Origin of the sequence: Microbacterium sp. PMB16, assembly GCF_051294855.1 — a bacterium.
In the GTDB taxonomy this organism is placed as follows: Bacteria; Actinomycetota; Actinomycetes; order Actinomycetales; family Microbacteriaceae; genus Microbacterium.
In genome coordinates this window covers 3660337-3683461 of sequence record NZ_CP145908.1, presented here as the reverse complement: position 1 = coordinate 3683461, position 23125 = coordinate 3660337, and the positions used below count along the sequence as shown (strand labels likewise).

The window sequence follows — 23125 nt, the reverse complement described above, 5'->3', positions numbered from 1 at the left end:
GGGCTGAGCAATGACTGATGGGGAGAAGGGCGAGTTCCTCATCGTCACGGGGATGTCCGGCGCAGGCCGGACCACTGTGGCGAATGCACTCGAGGATCTCGGCTGGTACGTCGTAGACAACCTGCCCCCGCAGATCCTGCGTCCGCTGCTGGACCTCACCGACATGGGCGGCAAGGCCCTGCCGAAGGTCGCTGCAGTCGTCGACGTCCGAGGTCGCAATCTCTTCGACGACTTCCCCGGGGTCGCACGTGCACTCCGTTCGCGGGGGTCCGTCCGGGTTCTGTTCCTCGACGCCTCCGACGACGTGCTCGTCCGGCGCTTCGAGTCCGTGCGGCGACCGCATCCGCTTCAGGGCGACGGCACCCTGCTCGACGGCATCCGCATCGAACGCGCTCGTCTCGCGCCGATCCGCGAGGCGGCCGACCTCGTGGTCGATACGTCGACGCTGAACATCCACCAGCTCGCGACGCAGGTGTCCGACATCTTCTCGGAAGAGGGCGAGGCGCGCCATCGCGTGACGCTGCTCAGCTTCGGGTTCAAGTACGGTCTTCCCACCGACGTCGATCTCGTCGCCGACATGCGCTTCCTCCCGAACCCGTTCTGGAACGAGGAGCTGCGCGGCCTGACCGGCCAGGACGAACCGGTCCGCGAGTACGTGCTCTCTCGAGAGGGTGCCGCCGAGTTCCTCGACGCCTATGCCGCAGCCCTCGTACCGGTGCTCGAGGGGTATCAGCGCGAGAACAAGAGCCACTCCACCATCGCGATCGGCTGCACGGGCGGAAAGCACCGCTCGGTCGCCATGTCGGAGGAACTGGCACGACGGCTCTCCGCGATTCCCGGGGTCGCCGTCAATGTCCGTCATCGGGACCTCGGCAGAGAGTAGCCGGTCGCCCGGCCGAGTAGGCTGGACGTTTGCGTCGCGATCCGGCGCGTGAACGTGAAGGAGTGTCGTGGCACTAACCACCGACGTCAAGGCTGAGCTGGTCAGCATCCGCAACGCACCCCCGACGGTGCGCGTCGCCGAGGTGACCGCGATCCTCCGGTTCGCCGGTGGTCTGCACTCGATCGCAGGCCGCGTGGCCGTGGAAGCAGAGGTGGATGCCGAGACGCTGGCACGCCGCGTCGCCCGCGACCTCGCAGAGATCTACGGAGTGCGACCCGAGATCGCTCAGGTGCAGTCGAGCACGGCCAACGACGGTGCGCGGTGGGCCGTGCGCGTGATCGCCCAGGGGGAGACCCTGGCCCGCCAGACCGGCCTGCTCGACCAGCGCCGACGCCCGGTGCGTGGGCTGCCGAACCGGCTCACGACGGGATCCCGTGCCGAGGTCGCCGGTCTCTGGCGTGGTGCCTTCCTGGCGGCCGGAACCCTCAGCGAGCCCGGTCGTTCGGCGATGCTCGAGGTGCTGTGCCCGTCGTCCGAGGCGGCGATGGCACTCGTCGGCGCCGCACACCGCCTCGGTGTCGCCGCGAAGGCCCGCGAAGTGCGCGGCATGCCCCGCGTCGTGGTCCGTGAGGGGGAGGCGATCCGCACCATCCTCAACGAGATGGGCGCGCAGAAGACCGCCATCACGTGGGAAGAGCTCCGTCAGCGCCGCGAGGTGCGCGCCGGCGTCAACCGACTCGTCAACTTCGACGACGCCAACCTGCGCCGCTCGGCACAGGCCGCCGTCGCCGCCTGCGCGCGCGTCGAGCGGGCGCTCGAGATCCTCGCGGACGAGGTGCCCGACCACCTCCGCGTGGCCGGTGAGCTCCGCCTGGCGCACCGCGACGCCAGCCTCGACGAACTGGGACATCACGCCGATCCGCCGCTGACGAAGGATGCCGTCGCCGGCCGCATCCGCCGTCTGCTGGCGATGGCCGACAAGCGTGCGCAGCAGGAGGGCATCTCGGGAACCGAGGCCGCCGTGCCGCTCGGGCTCGACGTCTGATCCGACCGCATCCGAAGACCCGCCGCCCCGCATGCAGGGCGGCGGGTCTTCGTCATATGGCGGAAGGATTCGGTCCGGGCGCGCGTTGTCGTCAGTAGGATGAGTTACGTCCGCTCTACGCCGCACATCGGTGGCGCGGAGGATCGGCAAGCGCCGCGGCGCGGCGCGGATTGGATGAAAGCGATATGGCGACTTACACGCTCCCCGACCTTCCCTACGACTTCGCAGCACTCGAGCCGCACATCAGCGGCAAGATCATGGAACTCCACCATGACAAGCACCACGCGACCTACGTCGCCGGCGCCAACACCGCCCTCGAGCAGCTCGCCGAGGCCCGTGACAGCGGCAACCTCGCGAACGTCAACAAGCTCGAGAAGGACCTGGCCTTCAACCTGGGCGGTCACGTCAACCACTCGATCTTCTGGACCAACCTGTCGCCGAACGGCGGAGGTCAGCCCGAGGGCGAGCTGAAGGCAGCGATCGACGAGTACTTCGGTTCGTTCGAGAAGTTCCAGGCTCACTTCACCGCAGCGGCGACCGGCATCCAGGGTTCCGGCTGGGCCGTCCTCAGCTGGGACTCGATCGGCTCGCGCCTGATCATCCAGCAGCTGTTCGACCAGCAGTCGAACACCGCACAGGGCACGATTCCGCTGTTCCAGCTCGACATGTGGGAGCACGCCTTCTACCTGGACTACCTCAACGTCAAGGCGGACTACGTCAAGGCGGCATGGAACATCGCCAACTGGGAGAACGTCGCCCAGCGCCTCGAGGTCGCCCGCAAGCAGACGAACGGCCTGCTGGTACTGTCGTAAACAAGACGGGCGTCCCGACGGACATCTGCCCGTCGGGACGCCGTTGTCCATGCTTCTCTAGTTGAAACCGCGCATACGCGCACGAGAAATCAGGAGACCTTAGTGTCTGTCAAGATCGGTATCAACGGCTTCGGCCGCATCGGACGCAACTACTTCCGCGCGGCTCTCGCGCAGGGGGCTGACCTCGAGATCGTCGCGGTCAACGACCTCACCGACAACAAGACCCTCGCGCACCTGCTGAAGTACGACTCTGTCGGTGGCGTCCTCGACGCAGAGATCAGCTACGACGACGAGAGCATCACGGTCAACGGCAAGCAGATCAAGGCATTCGCCGAGCGCGACCCCGCAGGTCTCCCGTGGGGCGAGCTGGGCGTCGACATCGTCATCGAGTCCACCGGTTTCTTCACCAAGGCCGAGGCTGCCAAGAAGCACCTCGAGGCCGGCGCGAAGAAGGTCCTCATCTCGGCTCCCGGCACCGGCGTCGACGGCACGTTCGTGATGGGCGTGAACGAGGACACGTACAACCCGGAGACCGACCACATCATCTCCAACGCGTCGTGCACCACGAACTGCCTCGCGCCCCTCGCGCAGGTCTTCAACGACGCGTTCGGCATCGACCGCGGCTTCATGATGACCGCGCACGCCTACACCGCCGACCAGAACCTGCAGGACGGCCCGCACAGCGACCTCCGTCGCGCGCGTGCCGCCGCGATCAACATCACCCCGGCGTCGACCGGTGCCGCGAAGGCCATCGGCGAGGTTCTCCCGGAGCTGCAGGGCAAGCTCAGCGGCTCGTCGTACCGCGTTCCGGTTCCCACCGGCTCGATCGTCGACCTGACGCTGATCACCGAGCGTCAGGACCTCACGGTCGACGAGGTCAACGCCGCGTACAAGGCTGCTGCTGCCGATGGCCGCCTCGCCGGCTACCTGCAGTACAACGAAGACCAGATCGTCTCCAGCGACATCGTGCACAACCCGCACTCCTCGGTCTTCGACTCCACCCTCACCAACGTGAGCGGCAACCTGGTCAAGGTCTCGAGCTGGTACGACAACGAGTGGGGCTACTCCAACCGTCTGGTCGACCTGACCGAGTACGTGGCCGAGCGTCTCTGAGCTCTGACACATGACTCTGCGCACCCTGGAATCGCTGGGTTCGCTCGAGGGCAAGCGCGTCATCGTCCGTTGTGATCTGAACGTCCCCTTGCGGGACGGGGTCATAACGGACGATGGCCGTGTACGCGCCTCGCTGCCGACTCTCAACGCACTGATCAACGCGGGCGCCCGCGTGATCGTGTGCTCCCACCTCGGCCGCCCCGATGGCGCGCCCGACCCGCAGTACAGCCTCGAGCCGGTGGCTCAGCGTCTGTCGGAACTGCTCGGTGCTCCGGTCGCGTTCGCGCGCGACACGGTCGGCGAATCCGCTCAGGATGCCGTCTCGTCTCTGGAGGACGGCGGAGTCGTCGTCATCGAGAACCTGCGATTCAATGCGGGGGAGACGGCGAAGGACGACGCGACGCGCCAGGCCTTCGCCGCAGAGCTCGCGAAGCTCGGCGATGTGCTGGTGTCGGACGGCTTCGGCGTCGTGCACCGCAAGCAGGCGAGCGTCTACGAGCTGGCCGAACTGCTGCCGTCTGCGGCGGGACTGCTGATCGAGACCGAGCTCGACGTGCTCGACCGCCTCACCGAGAAGCCGGAGCGCCCGTACGCGGTCGTGCTCGGCGGCTCGAAGGTGAGCGACAAGCTGGGCGTCATCTCGCACCTGCTGCCGCGCGTCGACCGCATCCTCGTCGGCGGCGGAATGCTGTTCACCTTCCTCAAGGCGCAGGGCCACGCCGTGGCCTCGAGCCTGCTCGAAGAGGACCAGCTCGATGTCGTCCGCGGCTACATCGCGGAGGCGGAAGAGCGCGGCGTGGAGCTCGTGCTCCCGACCGACGTCCTCGTCGCTGCCTCCTTCTCAGCGGATGCTGCACACGAGGTCGCCGCGGCTGACGCGATCGAGGCGACGGCCTTCGGTGCATCCGGCATCGGTCTCGACATCGGACCCGAGACGGCCGCCCGGTTCGCCGAGGTCATCCGCGGATCGAAGACCGTGTTCTGGAACGGCCCGATGGGCGTGTTCGAGTTCCCGGCCTTCGCTGCCGGCACCAAGACCGTCGCGCAGGCGCTCACCGAGGTCGACGGCCTCAGCGTCGTCGGCGGCGGAGATTCCGCTGCGGCGGTGCGTCAGCTCGGCTTCACGGACGACCAGTTCGGTCATATCTCGACCGGTGGCGGAGCAAGCCTCGAGTTCCTCGAGGGAAAGAAACTACCCGGCCTGGAGGTGCTCGGATGGGCATAGCAACCCGTACCCCGCTGATCGCGGGCAACTGGAAGATGAATCTCGACCACCTGCAGGCGGTCGCGTTCGTGCAGAAGCTGCACTGGACTCTGAAGGATGCCAAGCACGAAGACGGTTCGGTCGAGGTGGCGGTGTTCCCGCCGTTCACCGACATCCGCAGCGTGCAGACGCTGATCGACGCGGACAAGATCCCGTTCGCCCTGGGCGCGCAGGATGTGTCTGCCCATGACTCCGGCGCGTACACCGGTGAGATCTCCGGCGCCTTCCTCGCGAAGCTCGACGCGAAGTACGTCATCCTCGGGCACTCCGAGCGTCGCGAGTACCACGCCGAGTCCGACGAGGTCGTCTCCGGCAAGGTGCAGGCGTCCCTGAAGCACGGACTCGTTCCGGTGATCTGCGTCGGTGAGACGGCGGAGGATCTGGAGAAGTTCGGCGCCAGCGCTGTTCCGGCCGGTCAGCTCGAGGCGGCGCTCCAGGGCGTCTCGCCGAAGGCCGACATCGTGGTCGCGTACGAGCCGGTCTGGGCGATCGGCTCCGGCCAGGCGGCGACGCCGCAGCAGGCGCAGGATGTCTGCGCTGCCCTGCGCACCGTGATCGCCAAGGTCCTCGGTGACGACGCAGCCGCGCGCACCCGCATCCTGTACGGCGGCTCGGTGAAGGCTGCGAACATCGCCAGCTTCATGCGGGAGCCGGATGTGGATGGCGCTCTGGTTGGCGGGGCGAGCCTCGTCGTCGACGAGTTCGCTGCGATCATCCGCTTCGAGAAGCACGTCGGCGTGTGAGTGCGGCGGGGCTTCGGCCCCGCTGCACCGTATACTTGACCGTTACGGGGGCGCATCTGCCCCAGCGAAAGGCTCTTTCTCGTGGCAATTCTCGAGTTCGTCCTGCAGGTCGTGCTGGGTATCACCAGCGTCCTGCTGACCCTCCTCATCCTCCTGCACAAGGGTCGCGGCGGCGGCCTGTCCGACATGTTCGGCGGAGGCATGACCTCGGCGGTCGGTTCCTCCGGTCTCGCGGAGCGGAACCTGAACCGCTTCACCGTTGTGCTGGCGCTGACGTGGTTCGTCGCCATCGTCGCGCTCGGCCTCATCACGAAGTTCGAGGTTATCTGATGGCTACCGGTGGAAACGCGATCCGCGGCACCCGCGTGGGCTCCGGCCCGATGGGTGAGCAGGATCACGGCTATCACGCCGACCGCATCGCGGTCTCCTATTGGGACGGGCTCGGCAACGAGACCGTCCGCTACTTCGCGGCAGGGCTGCCCGAAGAGGAGATCCCCGAGACGATCGACCACCCGCAGTCCGGACTGCCGGCCGGTCGCGACAAGGAGAATCCTCCTGCTCTCGCGAAGGCCGAGCCGTACAAGACGCACCTCGCCTACGTGAAGGAGCGCCGCACCGACGAGGAAGCCGTCCAGCTTCTGGAAGACGCACTCACTCAGCTCCGCGAGCGTCGGGGTCAGTGACGATCTCTCTGTGACATCGAAGAAGCCGCCGCGAGCGATCGCGGCGGCTTCTTCCGTCTGTCAGCGTGTGCCCGGTCCGGAGCGGACGCTCAGCGGCACTTCTTCGCGGCGTCGATGTAGTTCTGCGGCGGATAGCCGTACGCCCAGACGCCGTTTGCGTCGTCCGTGAACCCCATGCTGATGGCCCACGCCGTCGCCCACTTCTCGATGCTGTCCTGAGTGGAGGAGTCGTACATGTCCTCGCACTTGACGCTGATCGCGTGCCCGACCTCGTGCGCGACGAGCGCCTTGCTTCGGTCGGCGGGCCACTGCTCCGCGACCGAGTTCGACAGTTCGATGACCGAGCGGCCCGGATCGTCCCACCACCAGGTCGTGTAGCCGCCCATGCTGCCGTTGTAGCCGGCGCCGTTCACGATCGGGGCCCAGTCGAACTCCAGCAGCACGCCGGGGGCGAGCGACCGGGCGAAGGCCTCGATCTCGAGCCGCGCGTTCATCAGCGGGCCGGACTTCTCGGCGAGTTCCGCCTTCTCGGCGGAGACGACCTGCGCCGCCGCGCTCTGCAGCGCTGAGTATGTCGTCACGGCGTTCTCATCGATCGTCGTCGTCGCGATCGCGTCGGCGGCAGCATCCCGCAGCGCGATCACGGCGTCGTTCCGCGTGGAGAGATGGGCCTTCTCGAAGGCGGTCGCCGCCTCTCCCGCGGTCGTGATCAGTGCGATGCCGCTCTCGGTGACCGCGTCGGAGGCATCGAACACGTCCGCGGCTTCCGCCGTCAGGTCGTCGGTGAGCTGGAGAGCGTCCGCCCGCTGCTGTTCGAGCTGGCTGGTCTCGCCGAAGAGCTCCCAGAACCAGGTGGGCTTCTCGCCAGCCGTCGGCAGGTCGGTGGCGATGAGGTCGTCGGCAGCCTGCGCGGCGCCTTCGGCATCGGCGACGGCAGTGGTGAGCGCGTCTTCGGCTTCGGCGCCGGCGGCGATCGCCTCGTTCTCGCTGTCGAGGATCAGCTGCGCGGACTCGGTGACGGCCTGCAGATCGGTGTTGTCCCCGCGGAGCAGCGTCTTCTCGCTGCTCGCCGCCGTGACGGCGTCGGCGTGGGTCTCCGCGGCGGCGTCGTAGCCGAGGTTCGCGGCGACCTGGGTGATCGTCAGTGCGGCGATCACCGCTGCGCCACCGAGGATGCCGAGAACGAGTCCGGTCCGCTTCTTCCGCGGCTTCCGCGGGGGAGCAGCCAGCCCGTGTCCAGAGAAGTACGCCGAGAGCTGATGTCCGCCGGCAGGCATCGTGGGCACGGACGCGCCGGGGCCCTGCGGCGAGGGAAGAGCGGTCACGTGATGCTCATTCGATAGGGCCTTCCGGTCGGCGACGACGTTCATCGACAGTGTCAGCGTATTCGACGAGGGGGACCAGAGAACCAGAATGGCCCTCACCGTCTGGTGAGGGCCATTCCGAAGAGGGAGGGGCTGACGAGAATCGAACTCGCATCATCTGTTTGGAAGACAGAGGCTTTACCACTAAGCTACAGCCCCGAATCCGGGAGACCCGGGATCGGACCGGAGTGGTGACTCCGGCGTCATCGATCATACCGGAACGTGCGGGGTGCTCCCGTCCGTTAGACTCGATGGGGCTGAATCTGCATGCAGATTCCCCGGGGCGTAGCTCAGCTTGGTAGAGCGCCCGCTTTGGGAGCGGGAGGTCGCAGGTTCAACTCCTGTCGCCCCGACACGGCATCTTCAGCCTGACAGCCGCGCTCGTGCGCGGAGACAACAAGGAGAACACACAAGCATGGCGAACAGCACCGTCGAGAAGCTGACCCCGACCCGGGTCAAGCTCAGCATCACGGTCACCCCGGACGACCTCAAGCCGAGCATCGCTCACGCGTATGAGCACATCGCTCAGGACGTCCAGATCCCCGGCTTCCGCAAGGGCAAGGTCCCGGCACCGATCATCGACCAGCGCATCGGTCGCGGCGCGGTCATCGAGCATGCCGTCAACGAAGGACTCGACAAGTTCTTCCGCGAGGCCAGCGCCGAGCACAAGCTCCGCGTGGTGGGCCGCCCGGCCGCCGACATCACGCAGTGGCCGAACGAGAAGGACTTCTCGGGCGACCTGCTGGTCGACGTCGAGGTCGATGTCCGTCCCGACATCGAGCTGCCCTCCTACGACGGCATCACCGTGACCGTCGACGCCGTCGAAGCCGATGAGGCCGCACTCGACGCCGAGCTCGAGAACATGCGCGCGCGCTTCGGCACGCTCGTCCCGGTCGACCGTCCGGCAGCCAAGGGCGACTTCGTCGACCTCGACCTCGTCGCCACGATCGACGGCGCCGAGATCGACCGCGCGGAGGGCGTCTCCTACGAGATCGGCTCCGGCGAGCTGCTCGAGGGCATCGACGACGCGATCGAATCGCTCACCGCTGGTGAGGACACCACGTTCCGCTCCGCTCTCGTGGGCGGCGACCACGCCGGTTCCGAGGCCGAGGTCTCCGTCACGGTCAAGGCCGTCAAGGAGCGCGAGCTTCCCGAGGCCGACGACGACTTCGCGCAGATCGCCAGCGAGTTCGACACCATCGCCGAGCTCCGCGCGAGCCTCGCCGAGCGCGTCGCACAGCAGGGCGTCTTCACGCAGGGCTCCGCCGCACGCGACAAGCTCGTCGAGGCGCTGCTCGAGAAGGTCGAGATCCCGGTCCCGCCGCAGCTCATCGAAGACGAGGTGCACAACCACCTCGAGGGCGAGAACCGCCTCGAGGATGACGTGCACCGCGCCGAGGTCACCGAGGCGAGCGAGAAGCAGTTCCGCACGCAGGTGCTGCTCGACACGATCGCCGAGCAGGCTGACGTGCAGGTCTCGCAGGAGGAGCTCAGCCAGTACCTCATCCAGTCCGCTTCGCAGTACGGCATGGCTCCGCAGGAGTTCGTCGAGGCGCTGCAGTCGTCGAACCAGCTTCCGGCGCTCGTCGGCGAGGTCGCCCGCAACAAGGCGCTCGCGATCGCGCTCGGCAAGGTGAAGGTCGTCGACACCAACGGCAAGGCTGTCGACCTGTCCGACTTCATCGTCACCGATGACGAGGCGTCCGAGGACGCTGCCGTCGAGGCCGATGAGAAGCCCGCCAAGAAGCCGGCCGCCGAAGAAGCCGGCTGCGAAGAAGGCTCCGGCCAAGAAGGCCGATGACGCCGAGGCTGAGGACAAGCCGGCCGCCAAGAAGCCTGCCGCCAAGAAGGCTCCGGCCAAGAAGGCTGCCGACAAGGCCGAGTGATCGACACGATCCAGTGAAGAGGGCGGATGCTGCGGCATCCGCCCTCTTTTCCTATCGAGGGGGAGCACGAGCATGAAGAGCTGGGACGAGCGGATCGACGACGTCTGGGCAGACGCGGCAGGTGACGAGGTCGGCGATGAGACGATCGCTCGCATCGACGCCCTCGCCGCGGAACGCGGAGAAGATGACGCGCGCGCGGAGTTCGAGCGCGGCGGCGCGCGGGACTCCGCGGGTCGCCCGGTGGAGGCCGTGGCACTGTATCGCCGCGCGCTGAGCCTGGGGCTGGATGAGGAGCATCGCTCTCAGTGCGTGATCCAGCTCGCGAGTTCGCTGCGAAACCTCGGCGAATTCGACGACGCTCTCGACATCATTCGCGCCGAGGAGGAACGCTCAGCGGACGGACCGTATCGTGACGCGGTCGCGGCCGTGCACGCGCTGATCCTCGCCAGCGCCGGCCGACCAGCGCAGGGCCTGTCCGTAGCCCTTCTCGCCCTCGTCCCTCACCTTCCGCGCTATCACCGCTCGATGACGGCATATGCGCGGGAGATCGCGGAATCCGACACCTGATATGCCGACGGCGAACACGGCCTGGGCGCCGCGTCGACGCCGGTAGATTCGAAGCACGAACAAGGAAACAGGAGCTGAAATGGCTGCAGAACCCCTCGTCGCGACGAGCGTCTTCGACAGGCTGCTGAAGGACCGCATCATCTGGCTCGGTTCAGAGGTGCGCGACCAGAACGCCAACGAGATCTGCGCGAAGATCCTTCTTCTCGCCGCGGAAGACTCAGAGAAAGACATCTACCTCTACATCAACTCGCCCGGTGGCTCGATCACCGCGGGCATGGCGATCTACGACACGATGCAGTTCGTGCCGAACGACATCGTCACCGTCGGCATCGGCATGGCGGCATCCATGGGTCAGCTTCTGCTCACCAGTGGCACCAAGGGCAAGCGCTACATCACCCCGAACGCCCGCGTGCTGCTCCACCAGCCCCACGGCGGGTTCGGCGGCACGTCGAGCGACATCCAGACCCAGGCGCAGCTCATCCTCTCGATGAAGAAGCGCCTTGCGGAGATCACGGCGGGTCAGACCGGCAAGTCGGTCGAGCAGATCAACGCCGACGGTGACCGCGACCGCTGGTTCACGGCTGAGGAGGCCCTCGAGTACGGCTTCGTCGATCACATCCGCGAGCACGCCAGCGATGTCACCGGCGGCGGCGGCACCGCGGACGACGCAGAGTAATCCGGATTCGAGAGGACACCATGTACACCCCCACTTTCCAATCCGCAGGCAACATGCCGTCCAGCCGCTACGTGCTCCCGCAGTTCGAGGAGCGCACGGCCTACGGCTTCAAGCGCCAGGACCCGTACAACAAGCTCTTCGAAGACCGCGTGATCTTCCTGGGTGTGCAGGTCGACGACGCGTCCGCCGACGATGTGATGGCCCAGCTTCTCGTCCTGGAGAGCCAGGACGCCGAGCGCGACATCACGATGTACATCAACTCGCCCGGTGGCTCCTTCACCGCCATGACGGCGATCTACGACACGATGCAGTACGTCGCGCCGCAGATCCAGACCGTCGTGCTGGGGCAGGCCGCCTCCGCGGCCGCCGTGCTGCTCGCAGCCGGCGCCCCCGGCAAGCGTCTCGCACTGCCGAACGCTCGCGTGCTGATCCACCAGCCCGCGATGGGCGAGGCCGGGCAGGGGCAGGCTTCCGACATCGAGATCCAGGCGGCGGAGATCCTCCGGATGCGCACCTGGCTCGAAGAGACGATGGCTGAGCACACGGGCAAGCCCGTCGAGCAGGTGAACCGCGACATCGACCGCGACAACATCCTCTCGGCCGCGCAGGCGCTCGACTACGGCATCGTCGACCAGGTGCTCACGACGCGCAAGCGCGTCTGAGAATCGTCGACCTCGAGGGGGTGCCAGTCATCGTGACTGGCGCCCCTTCGTCGTTCCCGGCGGATGTGCAGGCCGCGGGTGGGCGATTGCTCATATGAGCGAGAGGATGCGCGAACGCGGCTGACCGCCTACCCTGGAGAGGGAAGGAGGATGCCGTGGAAGAAGATCTGCTGATGGTTCGCGTCGCTGAGCTGTACTACGACGAGGACAAGACCCAGGACGAGATCGGCGGACTCCTCAAGGTCTCCCGTTGGAAGGTCGGCCGTCTGCTGACGCAGGCACGCGAACGCGGCATCGTCCGCATCGAGATCGTTCATCCGCGCGCACGGCGCCTCGGACTGGAACGACTGCTCGTGGAGCGTTTCGGGCTGGCGGATGCCGTGGTCGTGCCCGCGCCCGATGGCGAAGAGGGCATGCTCGAGCGTGTCGCGCAGGCCGCCGCAGACTTCCTCGCCGCTCTTCGACCCGCGCCGCGCACACTGGGTGTGAGCTGGGGCCGTACGCTCCGCGCCGTCGCCGAGGCCCTGCCGGATGGCTGGGCGAACGGCGTCACCGTCGTTCAGCTCAACGGGGGAGTCAGCCTGAACCGTCGCTCCGGTGGCGCGGCCGGGCTCGCCGTGACCATCGCGCAGCGCGCGTCGGGGCATGTGTCGCTCTTGCCGAGCCCGGCGATCCTGGAGCGCGTCGAGACCAAGCAGGCCATCGAGGCCGATCGCACGGTCGCCGCGATCCTCGAGGAGGCTGCAGAGGCGCAGGCCTTCCTCTTCACGGCGGGGCCGTGCGATGCATCTTCCGCCCACGTCGAGAACGGCTACCTCAGTGTCGAGGACGTGGAAGAACTCGCCAGACGCGGCGCGGTCGGCGACGTCCTCGGGCGCTACGTCGACGCCGAAGGCAACATCGTCGACGCGCAGCTGGACGCGCGTACGGTGGGCGTCTCGCTCGACCGACTGCGCGGAGCCAAGCGCGCGATCTTCGTCACCGCAGGCCCCGCCAAGCACGACATCGCGCGTACAGTCGTGACCAGCGGCCTGTGCGGCGTTCTGGTGACCGATGAGACCACAGCACGAGCATTGTTGGAGGAACAGTGACGACCCAAGAACTCAGCCGCAGGACGGCGGTGGATGTCCTCGGCGGTGAGCCGGACGACGCCACGCTCCGTCGCTTCCTGCACGGCCTTCCGGGCGTGGACGCCGTCGGACTCGAGCAGCGTGCTGCCGGTCTCGGCACCCGCTCGATCAAGACCACGTCGAAGGCGTGGGCGCTCGACACGATCATCAAGCTGATCGACCTGACCACCCTCGAAGGTGCCGACACCCCGGGCAAGGTCCGCTCCCTGGTCGCGAAGGCGAAGAACCCGGATGCTGCCGATCCGTCGACGCCCCGCGTCGCCGCCGTCTGCGTCTACGGCGACATGGTCGGCGACGCGGTGACCGCGCTCGGCAGCCTCCATGGCGACCCCGACGACGGGCTCATCTCGGTCGCAGCCGTTGCCACGGCGTTCCCGAGCGGACGATCGTCGCTGGCCATCAAGCTGGCCGACACCGCCGAAGCGGTCGCTGCGGGCGCGGACGAGATCGACATGGTCATCGACCGCGGTGCTTTCCTGTCCGGGCGCTACGGGCTCGTCTTCGACCAGATCGCTCAGGTCAAGGAGGCCTGCCGCCGCGATGACGGCAGCTACGCGTCGCTGAAGGTCATCCTCGAGACCGGAGAGCTCAACACCTACGACAACATCAAGCGGGCTTCGTGGCTCGGCATCCTCGCGGGTGGTGACTTCATCAAGACCTCGACCGGCAAGGTGCAGCCCGCCGCGACCCTTCCCACGACACTCCTGATGCTCGAGACCGTGCGCGACTGGCATCGCGGCACGGGCCAGAAGATCGGCGTGAAGCCGGCCGGCGGCATCCGCGCGTCGAAGGATGCCGTGAAGTACCTCGTCACCGTCGCCGAGACCGTCGGGGAGGAGTGGCTGCAGCCGCACCTGTTCCGCTTCGGTGCGTCGAGCCTTCTCAACGATGTGCTCCTGCAGCGTCAGAAGCTCACCTCCGGCCACTACTCCGGTCCCGACTACGTCACGATCGACTAGGAACTCACATGTCATTTCTGGAATACGCTCCGGCCCCGGAGTCGAAGGCGATCCTGAACCTCAAGGACAGCTACGGACTGTTCATCAACGGCGAGTTCGTCGACGGTTCGGGGGAGAGCTTCACCACCATCTCACCGTCTGACGAGTCGCACATCGCCGAGATCGCGTCTGCGAACGACGAGGACATCGACCGTGCCGTCGCTGCCGCGCGTCGCGCCTACGAGAAGACCTGGTCGAAGATGTCGGGCCGTGACCGCGGCAAGTACCTCTTCCGCATCGCGCGTCTCGTGCAGGAGCGCGCCCGTGAGCTCGCCGTCGCCGAGAGCCTCGACAACGGCAAACCGATCAAGGAGAGCCGCGACGTCGACGTGCCGCTGGTCGCCTCCTGGTTCTTCTACTACGCCGGCTGGGCCGACAAGCTCGACTACGCCGGACTCGGCGCGAATCCTCGCGCGCTCGGCGTCGCGGGGCAGATCATCCCCTGGAACTTCCCCCTGCTGATGCTCGCGTGGAAGCTCGCGCCGGCACTGGCCGCGGGTAACACCGTCGTGCTGAAGCCCGCCGAGACCACCCCGCTGACCGCGCTGATCTTCGCGGAGATCCTTCAGCAGGCAGACCTTCCTGCCGGCGTCGTGAACATCGTCACGGGTGCCGGGGCATCCGGCGCCTCGCTGGTGCGTCACCCCGATGTGGACAAGGTCGCATTCACCGGGTCGACCGGCGTCGGCCGCGACATCGCCAAGGCGGTTGCGGGGACCCACAAGAAGGTCACGCTCGAGCTCGGTGGCAAGGCAGCGAACATCGTGTTCGACGACGCCCCCATCGACCAGGCGATCGAGGGCATCGTCAACGGCATTTTCTTCAACCAGGGTCACGTGTGCTGCGCTGGCAGCAGGCTGCTCGTGCAGGAGTCGATCCACGACGAGGTCATCGATCGGCTGAAGAACCGGCTGTCGACCCTGCGCCTCGGCGACCCGCTCGACAAGAACACCGACATCGGCGCCATCAACTCCGCCGCGCAGCTGGCCCGCATCCGCGAGCTCAGCGACATCGGCGAGGCCGAGGGCGCCGAACGGTGGACCGCCGACTGCGCGATCCCGGAGAAGGGATTCTGGTTCGCGCCGACGATCTTCACCGGCGTCGAGGCATCGCACCGCATCGCCCGCGACGAGGTCTTCGGACCGGTGCTCTCGGTGCTGACGTTCCGCACGCCGGCTGAGGCCATCGCGAAGGCCAACAACACCCCCTACGGCCTGTCTGCGGGAATCTGGTCCGACAAGGGATCTCGCATCCTCGCCGTCGCCGACCGCCTGCGCGCCGGCGTCATCTGGGCGAACACGTTCAACCGTTTCGACCCGTCCAGCCCGTTCGGCGGGTACAAGGAGTCCGGATACGGCCGCGAGGGCGGTCGACAGGGCCTCACCGCCTACCTCAAGGGAGCCGCAGCATGAGCAAGCGATTGACCGTGCCGAAGACCTACAAGCTGGCGATCGGCGGGGCGTTCCCGCGGAGCGAGTCCGGCCGCACGTACGAGGTGTTCTCGCCCAAGGGTGCGTTCCTCGCCAACGCTGCGAAGGGCTCCCGCAAGGATGCCCGTGATGCCGTGGTCGCCGCTCGCGCGGCGGTGAAGGGCTGGTCGGGAGCGACCGCCTACAACCGCGGTCAAGTGCTCTATCGCGTGGCCGAAGTGCTCGAAGGGCGCCGTGCGCAGTTCGTCGAGGAGATCGTCGCGCAGGAAGGCGGCTCCACATCGGCCGCCGAGTCGCAGGTCGACGCGGCGATCGACCTCTGGGTCTGGTACGCCGGCTGGTGCGACAAGTACGCGCAGGTGGCGGGCAACGCCAACCCTGTCTCTGGCCCCTACTTCAACATCTCGGTGCCCGAGCCGACCGGTGTGGTCGCCATCGTCGCGCCGCAGGACTCGGCGCTGCTGGGGCTGGTCTCGGTCGTCGCGCCGGCCCTGGTCGCGGGGAACACGGTCGTCGTGCTCGCCAGCGAGCAGCATCCGCTCTCTGCGATCAGCCTCGCCGAGGTGCTGGCGACAAGTGATGTGCCCGGGGGAGTCGTCAACGTGCTCACCGGCTCACCCGCCGAGATCGCGCCGTGGCTCGCTTCGCATCAGGACGTCAACGCGCTCGACCTCGCCGGAGCAGGCGCGCTGGACTGGGTCGACATGCAGATCGCCGCGGCAGACACGCTGAAGCGCGTCCTCACCCCCGGAGAGGTCGTCGCCTCGCCCGAGCGGATCGGCGCCTTCACCGAGGTGAAGACCGTCTGGCACACGAAGAGCATGGTCTGACACATCCGTCGGATCTGACGGAGGCCGGGCTCGCAGGCGACTGCGGGCCCGGCCTTTCTTCGCCCTCGGACGTGTCGGAACCGGTACGCGCCAATGCGGCCCTGTGTCGGATGCAGAGGTTAGGCTCGAAGGACGATCTCTGGATCCCCCATAGGAGGACGCGCATGGCCCGTATCGGTGAAAGCGCTGACCTGTTCAAGTGCTCATTCTGCGGAAAGAGTCAGAAGCAGGTGCAGCAGCTCATCGCTGGCCCCGGTGTGTACATCTGCGACGAGTGCGTCGAGCTGTGCAACGAGATCATCGAGGAGCGCATGGCGGAGTCCTCCGCCGAGGGCGTCGCGGAGTTCGAACTGCCGAAGCCGCGCGAGATCTTCTCCTTTCTCGAGGAGTACGTCGTCGGACAGGAGCCCGCGAAGCGCGCTCTCGCCGTCGCCGTCTACAACCACTACAAGCGCGTCCGGGCACACGGCACCCTGCAGACCGCCGAGCAGAAGGCCGAAGAGGTCGAGATCGCGAAGAGCAACATCCTGCTCATCGGACCGACCGGCTGCGGCAAGACCTACCTCGCACAGACTCTCGCCAAGCGTCTCAACGTGCCGTTCGCCGTGGCCGACGCCACCGCACTCACCGAGGCGGGCTACGTCGGTGAAGACGTCGAGAACATCCTGCTCAAGCTGATCCAGGCCGCAGACTACGACGTGAAGCGCGCCGAGCAGGGCATCATCTACATCGACGAGGTCGACAAGATCGCCCGCAAGGCCGAGAACCCCTCGATCACGCGCGACGTGTCGGGTGAGGGCGTGCAGCAGGCCCTCCTGAAGATCATCGAGGGCACGGTCGCCTCGGTGCCGCCGCAGGGTGGCCGCAAGCACCCGCACCAGGAGTTCCTGCAGATCGACACGACCAACGTGCTCTTCATCGTCGCCGGTGCGTTCGCCGGGCTCGAAGACATCGTGTCCGCGCGCGTCGGCAAGCACGGCATCGGCTTCGGCGCCCCGCTGCACGACAAGACCAAGGACCTCGATCTGTTCAGCGAGGTGCTTCCGGAAGACCTCCACAAGTTCGGACTGATCCCGGAGTTCATCGGCCGCCTGCCCGTCGTCACGAATGTGTCGCCGCTCGACCAGGACGCGCTGATGGAGATCCTCACCGGTCCCCGCAACGCGCTCGTCAAGCAGTACCAGCGCATGTTCGAGCTCGACGGCGTCCAGCTGGAATTCGACGAGGAGGCCCTGCGCTCGATCGCCGATCTGGCCGTCGACCGCAAGACCGGTGCCCGAGGCCTGCGCGCGATCCTCGAAGACGTGCTCGGGCCGATCATGTTCGAGATCCCGTCCGCCGAAGACGTCGCCAAGGTCATCGTGACCCGTGCCGCCGTCGACGAAGGCGCACCGCCCACCATCGTGATGGAGCGCAAGCGCAAGAGCGCGTGAGTCGGGCGGGCGAGCGGCAGAGCGTGAGCTGCGCGAAGAGACCGGCTATGAAGCCCGAGAACTCATCGATCTGGGCGCGACCTGGGCGAACTTCGGCAATCACAGCAATCGGGTGCACCACTTCCTGGCACGCGGCTGCGTGAAGGTGTCCGAGCAAGCGCTCGACGTGAACGAGTCGATCACCGTCCGGACGCTGCCGATGGCCGACGCGAGGGCGCGGTTGGAGCAGAGCTACCACCTGCTCACCTGGTACAAGGCCCAGGAATGGCTCGGTCAGTGAGGCAGCGTCAGGCCTCGAGGCCTCGACGCTTGAGCAGCGGCGCGATCTCGGCGTCGCGGCCGCGGAAGTCGCGGTAGGCCTCGAGCGGGTCCTTCGACCCACCGACACCGAGGAGACGCTGCCGGAAACGGTCGCCGTTCTCGCGGGTGAGGCCCCCGTTCTCCCGGAACCAGTCGACCGTGTCTGCGTCGAGCACCTCGCTCCAGATGTACGAGTAGTAGCCGGCGCTGTAGCCGCCGGAGAAGACGTGGGCGAAGTACGTCGACGAGTAGCGGGTCGGGACGACCGGGTCGTTCAGGCCGATGTCCTCGAGCGCTGCCGCCTCGAACGCCGCGACGTCGTCGATCGCTGCCGACGTGCCGACGAGGTGCCACGCCTGATCCAGCCACGCCGCGGCCAGGTACTCGCTCGTCGCATGGCCCTGGTCGAAGGTCTCCGTCGCACGGAGTCGCTCAACGATCGCGGGGTCGAGCGGCTCGTCCGTCTCGTAGTGCCGCGCGTAGTTGTCGAGCACCTCCGGCCACAGGATCCACATCTCGTTCACCTGGCTCGGGAACTCGACGAAGTCGCGGAACACATTCGTTCCGGCGAAGTGCGGGTAGGTCACCGTCGCGAACAGTCCGTGGAGGGCGTGTCCGAACTCGTGGAACAGGGTCGTGACCTCGTCGAGGGTCAACAGCGTGGGCTCGCCGTCGCCGGGGAGCGGCACGTTCAGATTGTTGACGACGACGGGTGCCGTGCCGCGCAGCTGCGACTGACTGACGATCGGATTCATCCACGCTCCGCCGCGCTTGGAATCGCGGGTGTAGAGGTCGAGGATGTATAGGCCGAACGGGCTGCCGTCGGCGTTGTGCACCTCGAACACGCGAGCACCGGGGTGGTAGGCCGGAAGGTCGGTGCGCTCGGTGAACGTCACGCCGTAGAGGCGCGTGGCCGCGAAGAAGACTCCATCTTGCAGGACGCGCTCGGCCTCGAACCACGGGCGCAGCGCGCTCGAGTCGATGTCATAGCGGGCGCTGCGCACCTTCTCGGTGTAGAACGCCCAATCGTGCGCCTCGATCGGGAAGGGGGTGCTCTCCGTCTCGTCCACGATCGCCTGCAGGGCTTCGCGTTCCGCCTTGGCGTTGCGCGCCGAGGGGCCCGCGAGCTGACGCAGCATCCGCTCCACTGCTTCGGGACTGCCGGCGGTCTCATCGGCCGTGACATAGGCGGCGTGGGAGGCGTATCCCAGCAGCTTCGCGCGCTCCGCCCGCAGACGCACGATCTCGACCAGCACCGGGCGGTTGTCGTCGGTGTTGTCTCGTGATCCGCGCTGGCGGGACGCCGCCATGATGCGCCGTCGTGATTCACGGTCGCGCAACTGCGCGAGGGAAGGATGCCCGGTGAAGAGCGGCAGTGCGATCAGCAGCTTGCCGTCCAACCCGCGTTCCTGCGCGGCGCGCGCCGCTGCGGACAGCTCGCCCGCGCTCAGACCATCGAGCTCCTCGGCGGTGTCGAACACGACCGCGAGGTCGTTCGTGTCGTTGAGCAGGTTGCGCTCGAAGGTGTTGCTGAGCGTCGAGAGCTGCTGGTTGAGCATGGTCAGATGCGCCTTGGCCTCGTCGTCGAGTGCGGCGCCGGCGTGCGACATCTCCCGATGGTGACGCTCGACGAGATACCGCTGTTCGGGGTCGAGTTCGAGGTGATCGAGCTGCGCGTGCACCTGCTCCACCCGCCAGTACAGGGCGCTGTCGAGAGTGACCGCGTCCTGATGCGCCGCCATGAGGGGCGCCAGCTGCTCGTCGACCGCCTGGATCTCGGGCGTCGCATCGGCCGAACTCACGGTGTAGAAGGCGTGGGCGACCCGGTCGAGCAGTTCTCCGGAGCGCTCCAGGGCCTCGATGGTGTTCTCGAACGTCGGCATCGACCGCACCATCGTGATGCGAGAGATCTCGCGGAGGTGCTCTTCGAACGCTGCACGGAAGGCCGGAAGGTAGTGCTCGGGGCGAATCGTCCGGTAGTCGGGCAGCCCGTATGCGAGAGAAGACGGCTGGAGCAGCGGATTCGAGGCGTCGGTCATCCTCAGAGCCTAGCCACCGACGCAGACACGGTCAGGACGCCGCGTCCCGCAACCGGACCATCACGCGCTCGAGCGCTTCGACGACCAGACGCACGGATCTGCGTCGCAGGTTCTCGGGTCGCGCGAGCAGATCGATCATGCGGTGCGTGCTCACTCCCTGCAAAGGGATGCGCACGATGTCGCGGTCGTCGACACTGCGCGAGGTGAACCGCGGCAGCATCCCCAACACACCGCCGGCCGCGACGACCGCCGACACTGCGCCGTAGTCGTTGATGCGGTGCTGGATCCGGATGGGCCGATTCGCGACGGCCGACACCGCGCGCAGAACGTCGTCGGGGGAGTAGCCGACGCGACTCGTGACCCACCGCTCCTCAGCGACATCCTCCGGCGACAGGCTCGCGCGGTCGGCGAGGACGTGGGTCGTCGCCACAGCGACATCGAGCGGCTCTCGGACCAGGGTCAGACTGCGCACCCCCTGCGTCGGCCACGGCTCGGAATGCTCCATGCGATGGGCGAGCACCAGGTCGTAGCGGGCGGTGAGCCCGGGGAACTCGCTCTGCGCCACATCTTCATCGGTGAGCTGCACCGTCGGGGCGTCGGACGACGACAGCTCGCGCAGCAAAGGCCCGAAAAGCGCCTGCCCCACGCTGTGGAATCCGCTGATGCTCACGGTCCCCGCGTCCGCGCCCTCGAAGTCGTCCAGCGCATTGCGCGCAGCTGCCATGGCGTCGATCGCGTCGGCGCCTGCCGCCGCGAGGACTTCTCCGGCCGGAGTGAGAGCGAGCGTGCGCCCCTCCTTCCGGGTCAGCGGGGTACGGAAGTTTCGTTGCAGGGCGGCGAGCTGTTGGGACACGGCGGACGGAGTCACCCGGAGGGCCTCGGCGACGGCGGTGACACTTCCCAGGGCGTGCAGCTCGCGCAGGATCTGCAGCTGATGGAGTTCCATCCGAACAGTTTAGGTGCAACTACAGGGATGGTACAGAGAATGCGCATTGCTCTACATTGTGCGATGCGATGGGATCGGAACCATGAAGGCACTGTTCAAAGGCGAGCGCGGTCCAGGACTCGAGCTGGTCGAGCGCCCCGATCCCGTCGCGGGCGCGGACGAAGTGGTCATCCGCGTGCTGCGCACCGGGATCTGCGGCACCGATCTGCACATCCGGCGCTGGGACGACTGGGCGGCGTCCGCCATCGAGGCTCCGCTCATCCCCGGCCACGAGTTCTACGGCGAGGTTGTGGAGGTCGGTCCGCGGGTGCACGACATCGCGGTCGGCGATCGTGTCTCCGGCGAAGGACACATCGTCTGCGGCACATGTCGCAACTGCCGTGCCGGACGGCGGCAGATGTGCATCCGCACCATCGGCCTCGGACTCCAGCGCGACGGCGCCTTCGCGGAGTACCTCTCGCTGCCGGCGACGAACGTCTGGGTTCATCACGCGGAGGTCAGCCCCGAGCTCGGTGCGATCTTCGACCCTCTCGGCAACGCGGTCCACACCGCCCTGACCTACCCCGTCGTCGGAGAGGACGTGCTCGTGACCGGGTGCGGCCCGATCGGCCTGATGGCGATCGCCGTCGCCCGGCACGCCGGTGCCCGATTCATCACCGCGACCGATGTGAGTGCTCCTCGTCTGAAGATGGCGCGCCAGATGGGCGCCGACGAGGTCGTCGACGTCTCCGTGCGCGACATCCGCGATGCGCAGCAGGTGCTGGGGCTCCGCGAGGGCTTCGACATCGGATTCGAGATGAGCGGGGCCGCATCCGCTCTTCCCGCCATGATCGACAACATGAACCACGGCGGTCGCATCGCCATGCTGGGACTGCCGAGCGCCGGTTTCGAGATCGACTGGGGCAAGCTGGTCACGCACATGCTCACGATCAAGGGCATCTACGGACGCGAGATGTTCGAGACCTGGAATGCGATGGGCGCGATGCTGCAGACGAGCGCGACTCTGCGGGACGCGATCGCTCGCGTCGTCGCCGATGTCATCCCGGCACGTGACTGGGAACGCGGATTCGCGGCGGCGGAGTCCGCCGGCACGGGCAAGATCATCCTCGATTGGACGGAGCTGTGATGTACGGGACATTCCAGAAGCACCTGACGGCAGAACTCGCCGGCATCGAGGAAGCCGGGCTCACGAAGCACGAGCGCGGCATCCGGGGCCCCCAGAGTGCCGAGATCGTGGCCGACGGCGCGGAGGTACTGAACTTCTGCGCGAACAACTACCTCGGCCTCGCCGACGATCCGCGCATCCTCGAAGCCGCCACGAATGCCCTGCAGGAGTGGGGGTACGGCCTCGCCAGCGTGCGCTTCATCTGCGGCACCCAGGAACAGCATCTCGAGCTCGAGCGGCGTCTGGCGGGCTTCCTCGGCACCGATGACGCGATCCTCTACTCGTCGTGCTTCGACGCCAACGGCGGAGTGTTCGAGACGCTGTTCAGCGCAGAAGACGCCATCATCTCCGACGAGCTGAACCACGCTTCGATCATCGACGGCATCCGACTTTCGAAGGCCCGGCGTCTCCGCTACCGCAACCGCGACATGGCCGACCTCGAGGAGCAACTGCGCTCGGCATCCGACGCCCGGTTCCGGGTGATCGTGACCGACGGCGTGTTCTCGATGGACGGCTACATCGCGCCGCTCGCGGAGATCTGCGACCTCGCAGAGCGGTACGACGCACTCGTCTTCGTCGACGACTCGCACGCCGTCGGGTTCGTCGGCGACGACGGACGTGGCACTCCGGAGTTCTGCGGCGTCGCCGACCGAGTCGACATCTACACCGGCACCTTCGGGAAGGCTCTCGGAGGAGCGTCAGGCGGGTACGTCGCCTCGCATGCGGACATCGTCGCACTCCTGCGCCAGCGTTCGCGGCCGTACCTCTTCTCCAACACCCTCGCGCCGGCCATCGTCGCCGGCACCCTGACGGCACTCGACCTCGTCGAAGGCTCTGCCGACCTACGCGCGCGGCTGCGGGAGAACGCGGCGCTCTTCCGCGAACGGATGACTGCCGAGGGGTTCGAGCTTCTGCCGGGGGAGCATCCGATCGTGCCGGTGATGTTCGGAGACGCGGCGAAGACCGCTCGCATCGCTGCGGAGATGCAGAGGCGGGGGATCTTCGTCACCGCGTTCAGCTTCCCCGTCGTGCCGCGTGGTCTCGCGCGCATCCGCGTGCAGCTGTCGGCGGCTCACACCGCCGAGCAGGTCGATCGCTGCGTGCGCGCCTTCGTCGCCGCGCGGGCCGCCGTCGGCTGAGCCTCAGGGAGGGCGAA

Annotated in this window: 22 protein-coding genes, 2 tRNA genes and 1 pseudogene; 21 read left to right on the top strand and 4 right to left on the bottom strand. The window is 67.3% G+C overall.

Translation table 11 applies throughout. The annotated features are described in order from the left end of the window. The first annotated feature begins 10 nt into the window (after positions 1–10). The 8 genes from rapZ (at position 11) to V5D55_RS17715 (ending at position 6543) form a co-directional block, all read left to right on the top strand. Positions 11–883, top strand: coding sequence for an RNase adapter RapZ (gene rapZ / locus V5D55_RS17750; protein ID WP_435745569.1), 873 nt, complete (start codon positions 11–13; stop codon positions 881–883). Between the two features lie 67 nt (positions 884–950). Then, positions 951–1928: a DNA-binding protein WhiA gene (whiA, locus tag V5D55_RS17745; protein WP_435745567.1), complete on the top strand. Its 978-nt coding sequence runs from the start codon at positions 951–953 to the stop codon at positions 1926–1928. A 185-nt stretch (positions 1929–2113) separates the two neighbouring features. Then, a complete protein-coding gene (locus V5D55_RS17740) occupies positions 2114–2740 on the top strand; it encodes a superoxide dismutase (protein WP_435745565.1) in 627 nt (208 codons plus the stop codon). Positions 2741–2842: 102 nt separating this feature from the next. Further along, entirely contained in the window at positions 2843–3853 is a 1011-nt protein-coding gene (gene gap, locus V5D55_RS17735) for a type I glyceraldehyde-3-phosphate dehydrogenase (RefSeq protein ID WP_435745563.1), read from the top strand. A 10-nt stretch (positions 3854–3863) separates the two neighbouring features. Further along, positions 3864–5078, top strand: coding sequence for a phosphoglycerate kinase (locus V5D55_RS17730; protein WP_435745560.1), 1215 nt, complete (start codon positions 3864–3866; stop codon positions 5076–5078). Next, entirely contained in the window at positions 5069–5860 is a 792-nt protein-coding gene (tpiA, locus tag V5D55_RS17725; protein WP_435745558.1) for a triose-phosphate isomerase, read from the top strand. The genes V5D55_RS17730 and tpiA overlap by 10 nt, the downstream gene beginning before the upstream one ends. Positions 5861–5941: 81 nt before the next feature. After that, positions 5942–6190, top strand: a complete 249-nt coding sequence (gene secG / locus V5D55_RS17720) for a preprotein translocase subunit SecG (RefSeq protein ID WP_029261623.1) — start codon at positions 5942–5944, stop codon at positions 6188–6190. Beyond that, on the top strand, positions 6190–6543 hold the full coding sequence (locus V5D55_RS17715) for an RNA polymerase-binding protein RbpA (RefSeq protein WP_116636738.1): 354 nt from the start codon (positions 6190–6192) through the stop codon (positions 6541–6543). Before secG ends, V5D55_RS17715 begins: the two co-directional genes overlap by 1 nt. A gap of 89 nt (positions 6544–6632) precedes the next feature. Here the strand turns inward: V5D55_RS17715 and V5D55_RS17710 are convergent, their stop codons facing one another. Then, entirely contained in the window at positions 6633–7868 is a 1236-nt protein-coding gene (locus V5D55_RS17710; RefSeq protein WP_435745555.1) for a hypothetical protein, read from the bottom strand. Positions 7869–7995: 127 nt separating this feature from the next. Next, positions 7996–8066, bottom strand: a tRNA-Gly gene (locus V5D55_RS17705). Positions 8067–8186: 120 nt separating this feature from the next. On the opposite strand from V5D55_RS17705, the gene V5D55_RS17700 reads away from it, so the two are divergent. The 11 genes and pseudogenes from V5D55_RS17700 to V5D55_RS17650 form a co-directional block, all read left to right on the top strand. After that, positions 8187–8260, top strand: a tRNA-Pro gene (locus V5D55_RS17700). Between the two features lie 62 nt (positions 8261–8322). Continuing rightward, positions 8323–9708 carry a trigger factor gene (gene tig / locus V5D55_RS17695; RefSeq protein WP_435745553.1) on the top strand — a complete coding sequence of 462 codons (1386 nt, stop codon included), beginning with the start codon at positions 8323–8325 and terminating at the stop codon, positions 9706–9708. 157 nt (positions 9709–9865) lie between these two features. After that, complete coding sequence (locus V5D55_RS17690) at positions 9866–10360, top strand: tetratricopeptide repeat protein (RefSeq protein ID WP_435745551.1); 495 nt, start codon at positions 9866–9868, stop codon at positions 10358–10360. Between the two features lie 79 nt (positions 10361–10439). Further along, a complete protein-coding gene (locus V5D55_RS17685; protein ID WP_116636734.1) occupies positions 10440–11036 on the top strand; it encodes an ATP-dependent Clp protease proteolytic subunit in 597 nt (198 codons plus the stop codon). A 20-nt stretch (positions 11037–11056) separates the two neighbouring features. After that, entirely contained in the window at positions 11057–11698 is a 642-nt protein-coding gene (locus V5D55_RS17680; RefSeq protein WP_435745549.1) for an ATP-dependent Clp protease proteolytic subunit, read from the top strand. 155 nt (positions 11699–11853) lie between these two features. Continuing rightward, positions 11854–12789, top strand: a complete 936-nt coding sequence (locus tag V5D55_RS17675) for a sugar-binding transcriptional regulator (protein ID WP_435745547.1) — start codon at positions 11854–11856, stop codon at positions 12787–12789. Further along, on the top strand, positions 12786–13787 hold the full coding sequence (gene deoC / locus V5D55_RS17670) for a deoxyribose-phosphate aldolase (RefSeq protein WP_435745545.1): 1002 nt from the start codon (positions 12786–12788) through the stop codon (positions 13785–13787). The genes V5D55_RS17675 and deoC overlap by 4 nt, the downstream gene beginning before the upstream one ends. A gap of 8 nt (positions 13788–13795) precedes the next feature. Further along, on the top strand, positions 13796–15238 hold the full coding sequence (locus V5D55_RS17665) for an aldehyde dehydrogenase family protein (RefSeq protein WP_435745543.1): 1443 nt from the start codon (positions 13796–13798) through the stop codon (positions 15236–15238). Next, entirely contained in the window at positions 15235–16086 is an 852-nt protein-coding gene (locus tag V5D55_RS17660) for an aldehyde dehydrogenase family protein (RefSeq protein ID WP_435745541.1), read from the top strand. The genes V5D55_RS17665 and V5D55_RS17660 overlap by 4 nt, the downstream gene beginning before the upstream one ends. 164 nt (positions 16087–16250) lie before the next feature. Beyond that, a complete protein-coding gene (gene clpX, locus V5D55_RS17655; protein WP_435745539.1) occupies positions 16251–17519 on the top strand; it encodes an ATP-dependent Clp protease ATP-binding subunit ClpX in 1269 nt (422 codons plus the stop codon). Between the two features lie 10 nt (positions 17520–17529). Beyond that, positions 17530–17799, top strand: a pseudogene (locus V5D55_RS17650) (NUDIX hydrolase); the annotation flags it as partial. A 7-nt stretch (positions 17800–17806) separates the two neighbouring features. Here V5D55_RS17650 and V5D55_RS17645 read toward each other — a convergent pair. Further along, positions 17807–19858: a M3 family metallopeptidase gene (locus V5D55_RS17645; RefSeq protein WP_435745537.1), complete on the bottom strand. Its 2052-nt coding sequence runs from the start codon at positions 19856–19858 to the stop codon at positions 17807–17809. Positions 19859–19889: 31 nt separating this feature from the next. Beyond that, the gene (locus tag V5D55_RS17640) at positions 19890–20804 is read right to left on the bottom strand and encodes a LysR family transcriptional regulator (RefSeq protein ID WP_435745535.1); all 915 of its coding nucleotides are present in this window, start codon (positions 20802–20804) and stop codon (positions 19890–19892) included. An 82-nt stretch (positions 20805–20886) separates the two neighbouring features. Between V5D55_RS17640 and tdh the strand changes: the two genes are divergently transcribed. Beyond that, on the top strand, positions 20887–21930 hold the full coding sequence (gene tdh, locus V5D55_RS17635; protein WP_435745533.1) for an L-threonine 3-dehydrogenase: 1044 nt from the start codon (positions 20887–20889) through the stop codon (positions 21928–21930). Continuing rightward, a complete protein-coding gene (locus tag V5D55_RS17630; protein ID WP_435745531.1) occupies positions 21930–23108 on the top strand; it encodes a glycine C-acetyltransferase in 1179 nt (392 codons plus the stop codon). The genes tdh and V5D55_RS17630 overlap by 1 nt, the downstream gene beginning before the upstream one ends. Positions 23109–23125: the final 17 nt, after the last annotated feature.

Coding starts and splice junctions, on each gene's coding strand:
- V5D55_RS17685 (WP_116636734.1), top strand. CDS start 10,440: ATGGCTGCAGAACCCCTCGTCGCGACGAGCGTCTTCGACAGGCTGCTG.
- tdh (WP_435745533.1), top strand. CDS start 20,887: ATGAAGGCACTGTTCAAAGGCGAGCGCGGTCCAGGACTCGAGCTGGTC.
- V5D55_RS17660 (WP_435745541.1), top strand. CDS start 15,235: ATGAGCAAGCGATTGACCGTGCCGAAGACCTACAAGCTGGCGATCGGC.
- V5D55_RS17640 (WP_435745535.1), bottom strand. CDS start 20,804: ATGGAACTCCATCAGCTGCAGATCCTGCGCGAGCTGCACGCCCTGGGA.
- tig (WP_435745553.1), top strand. CDS start 8,323: ATGGCGAACAGCACCGTCGAGAAGCTGACCCCGACCCGGGTCAAGCTC.
- V5D55_RS17690 (WP_435745551.1), top strand. CDS start 9,866: ATGAAGAGCTGGGACGAGCGGATCGACGACGTCTGGGCAGACGCGGCA.
- V5D55_RS17630 (WP_435745531.1), top strand. CDS start 21,930: ATGTACGGGACATTCCAGAAGCACCTGACGGCAGAACTCGCCGGCATC.
- V5D55_RS17730 (WP_435745560.1), top strand. CDS start 3,864: ATGACTCTGCGCACCCTGGAATCGCTGGGTTCGCTCGAGGGCAAGCGC.
- V5D55_RS17740 (WP_435745565.1), top strand. CDS start 2,114: ATGGCGACTTACACGCTCCCCGACCTTCCCTACGACTTCGCAGCACTC.
- clpX (WP_435745539.1), top strand. CDS start 16,251: ATGGCCCGTATCGGTGAAAGCGCTGACCTGTTCAAGTGCTCATTCTGC.
- rapZ (WP_435745569.1), top strand. CDS start 11: ATGACTGATGGGGAGAAGGGCGAGTTCCTCATCGTCACGGGGATGTCC.
- V5D55_RS17715 (WP_116636738.1), top strand. CDS start 6,190: ATGGCTACCGGTGGAAACGCGATCCGCGGCACCCGCGTGGGCTCCGGC.
- V5D55_RS17680 (WP_435745549.1), top strand. CDS start 11,057: ATGTACACCCCCACTTTCCAATCCGCAGGCAACATGCCGTCCAGCCGC.
- tpiA (WP_435745558.1), top strand. CDS start 5,069: ATGGGCATAGCAACCCGTACCCCGCTGATCGCGGGCAACTGGAAGATG.
- V5D55_RS17665 (WP_435745543.1), top strand. CDS start 13,796: ATGTCATTTCTGGAATACGCTCCGGCCCCGGAGTCGAAGGCGATCCTG.
- V5D55_RS17645 (WP_435745537.1), bottom strand. CDS start 19,858: ATGACCGACGCCTCGAATCCGCTGCTCCAGCCGTCTTCTCTCGCATAC.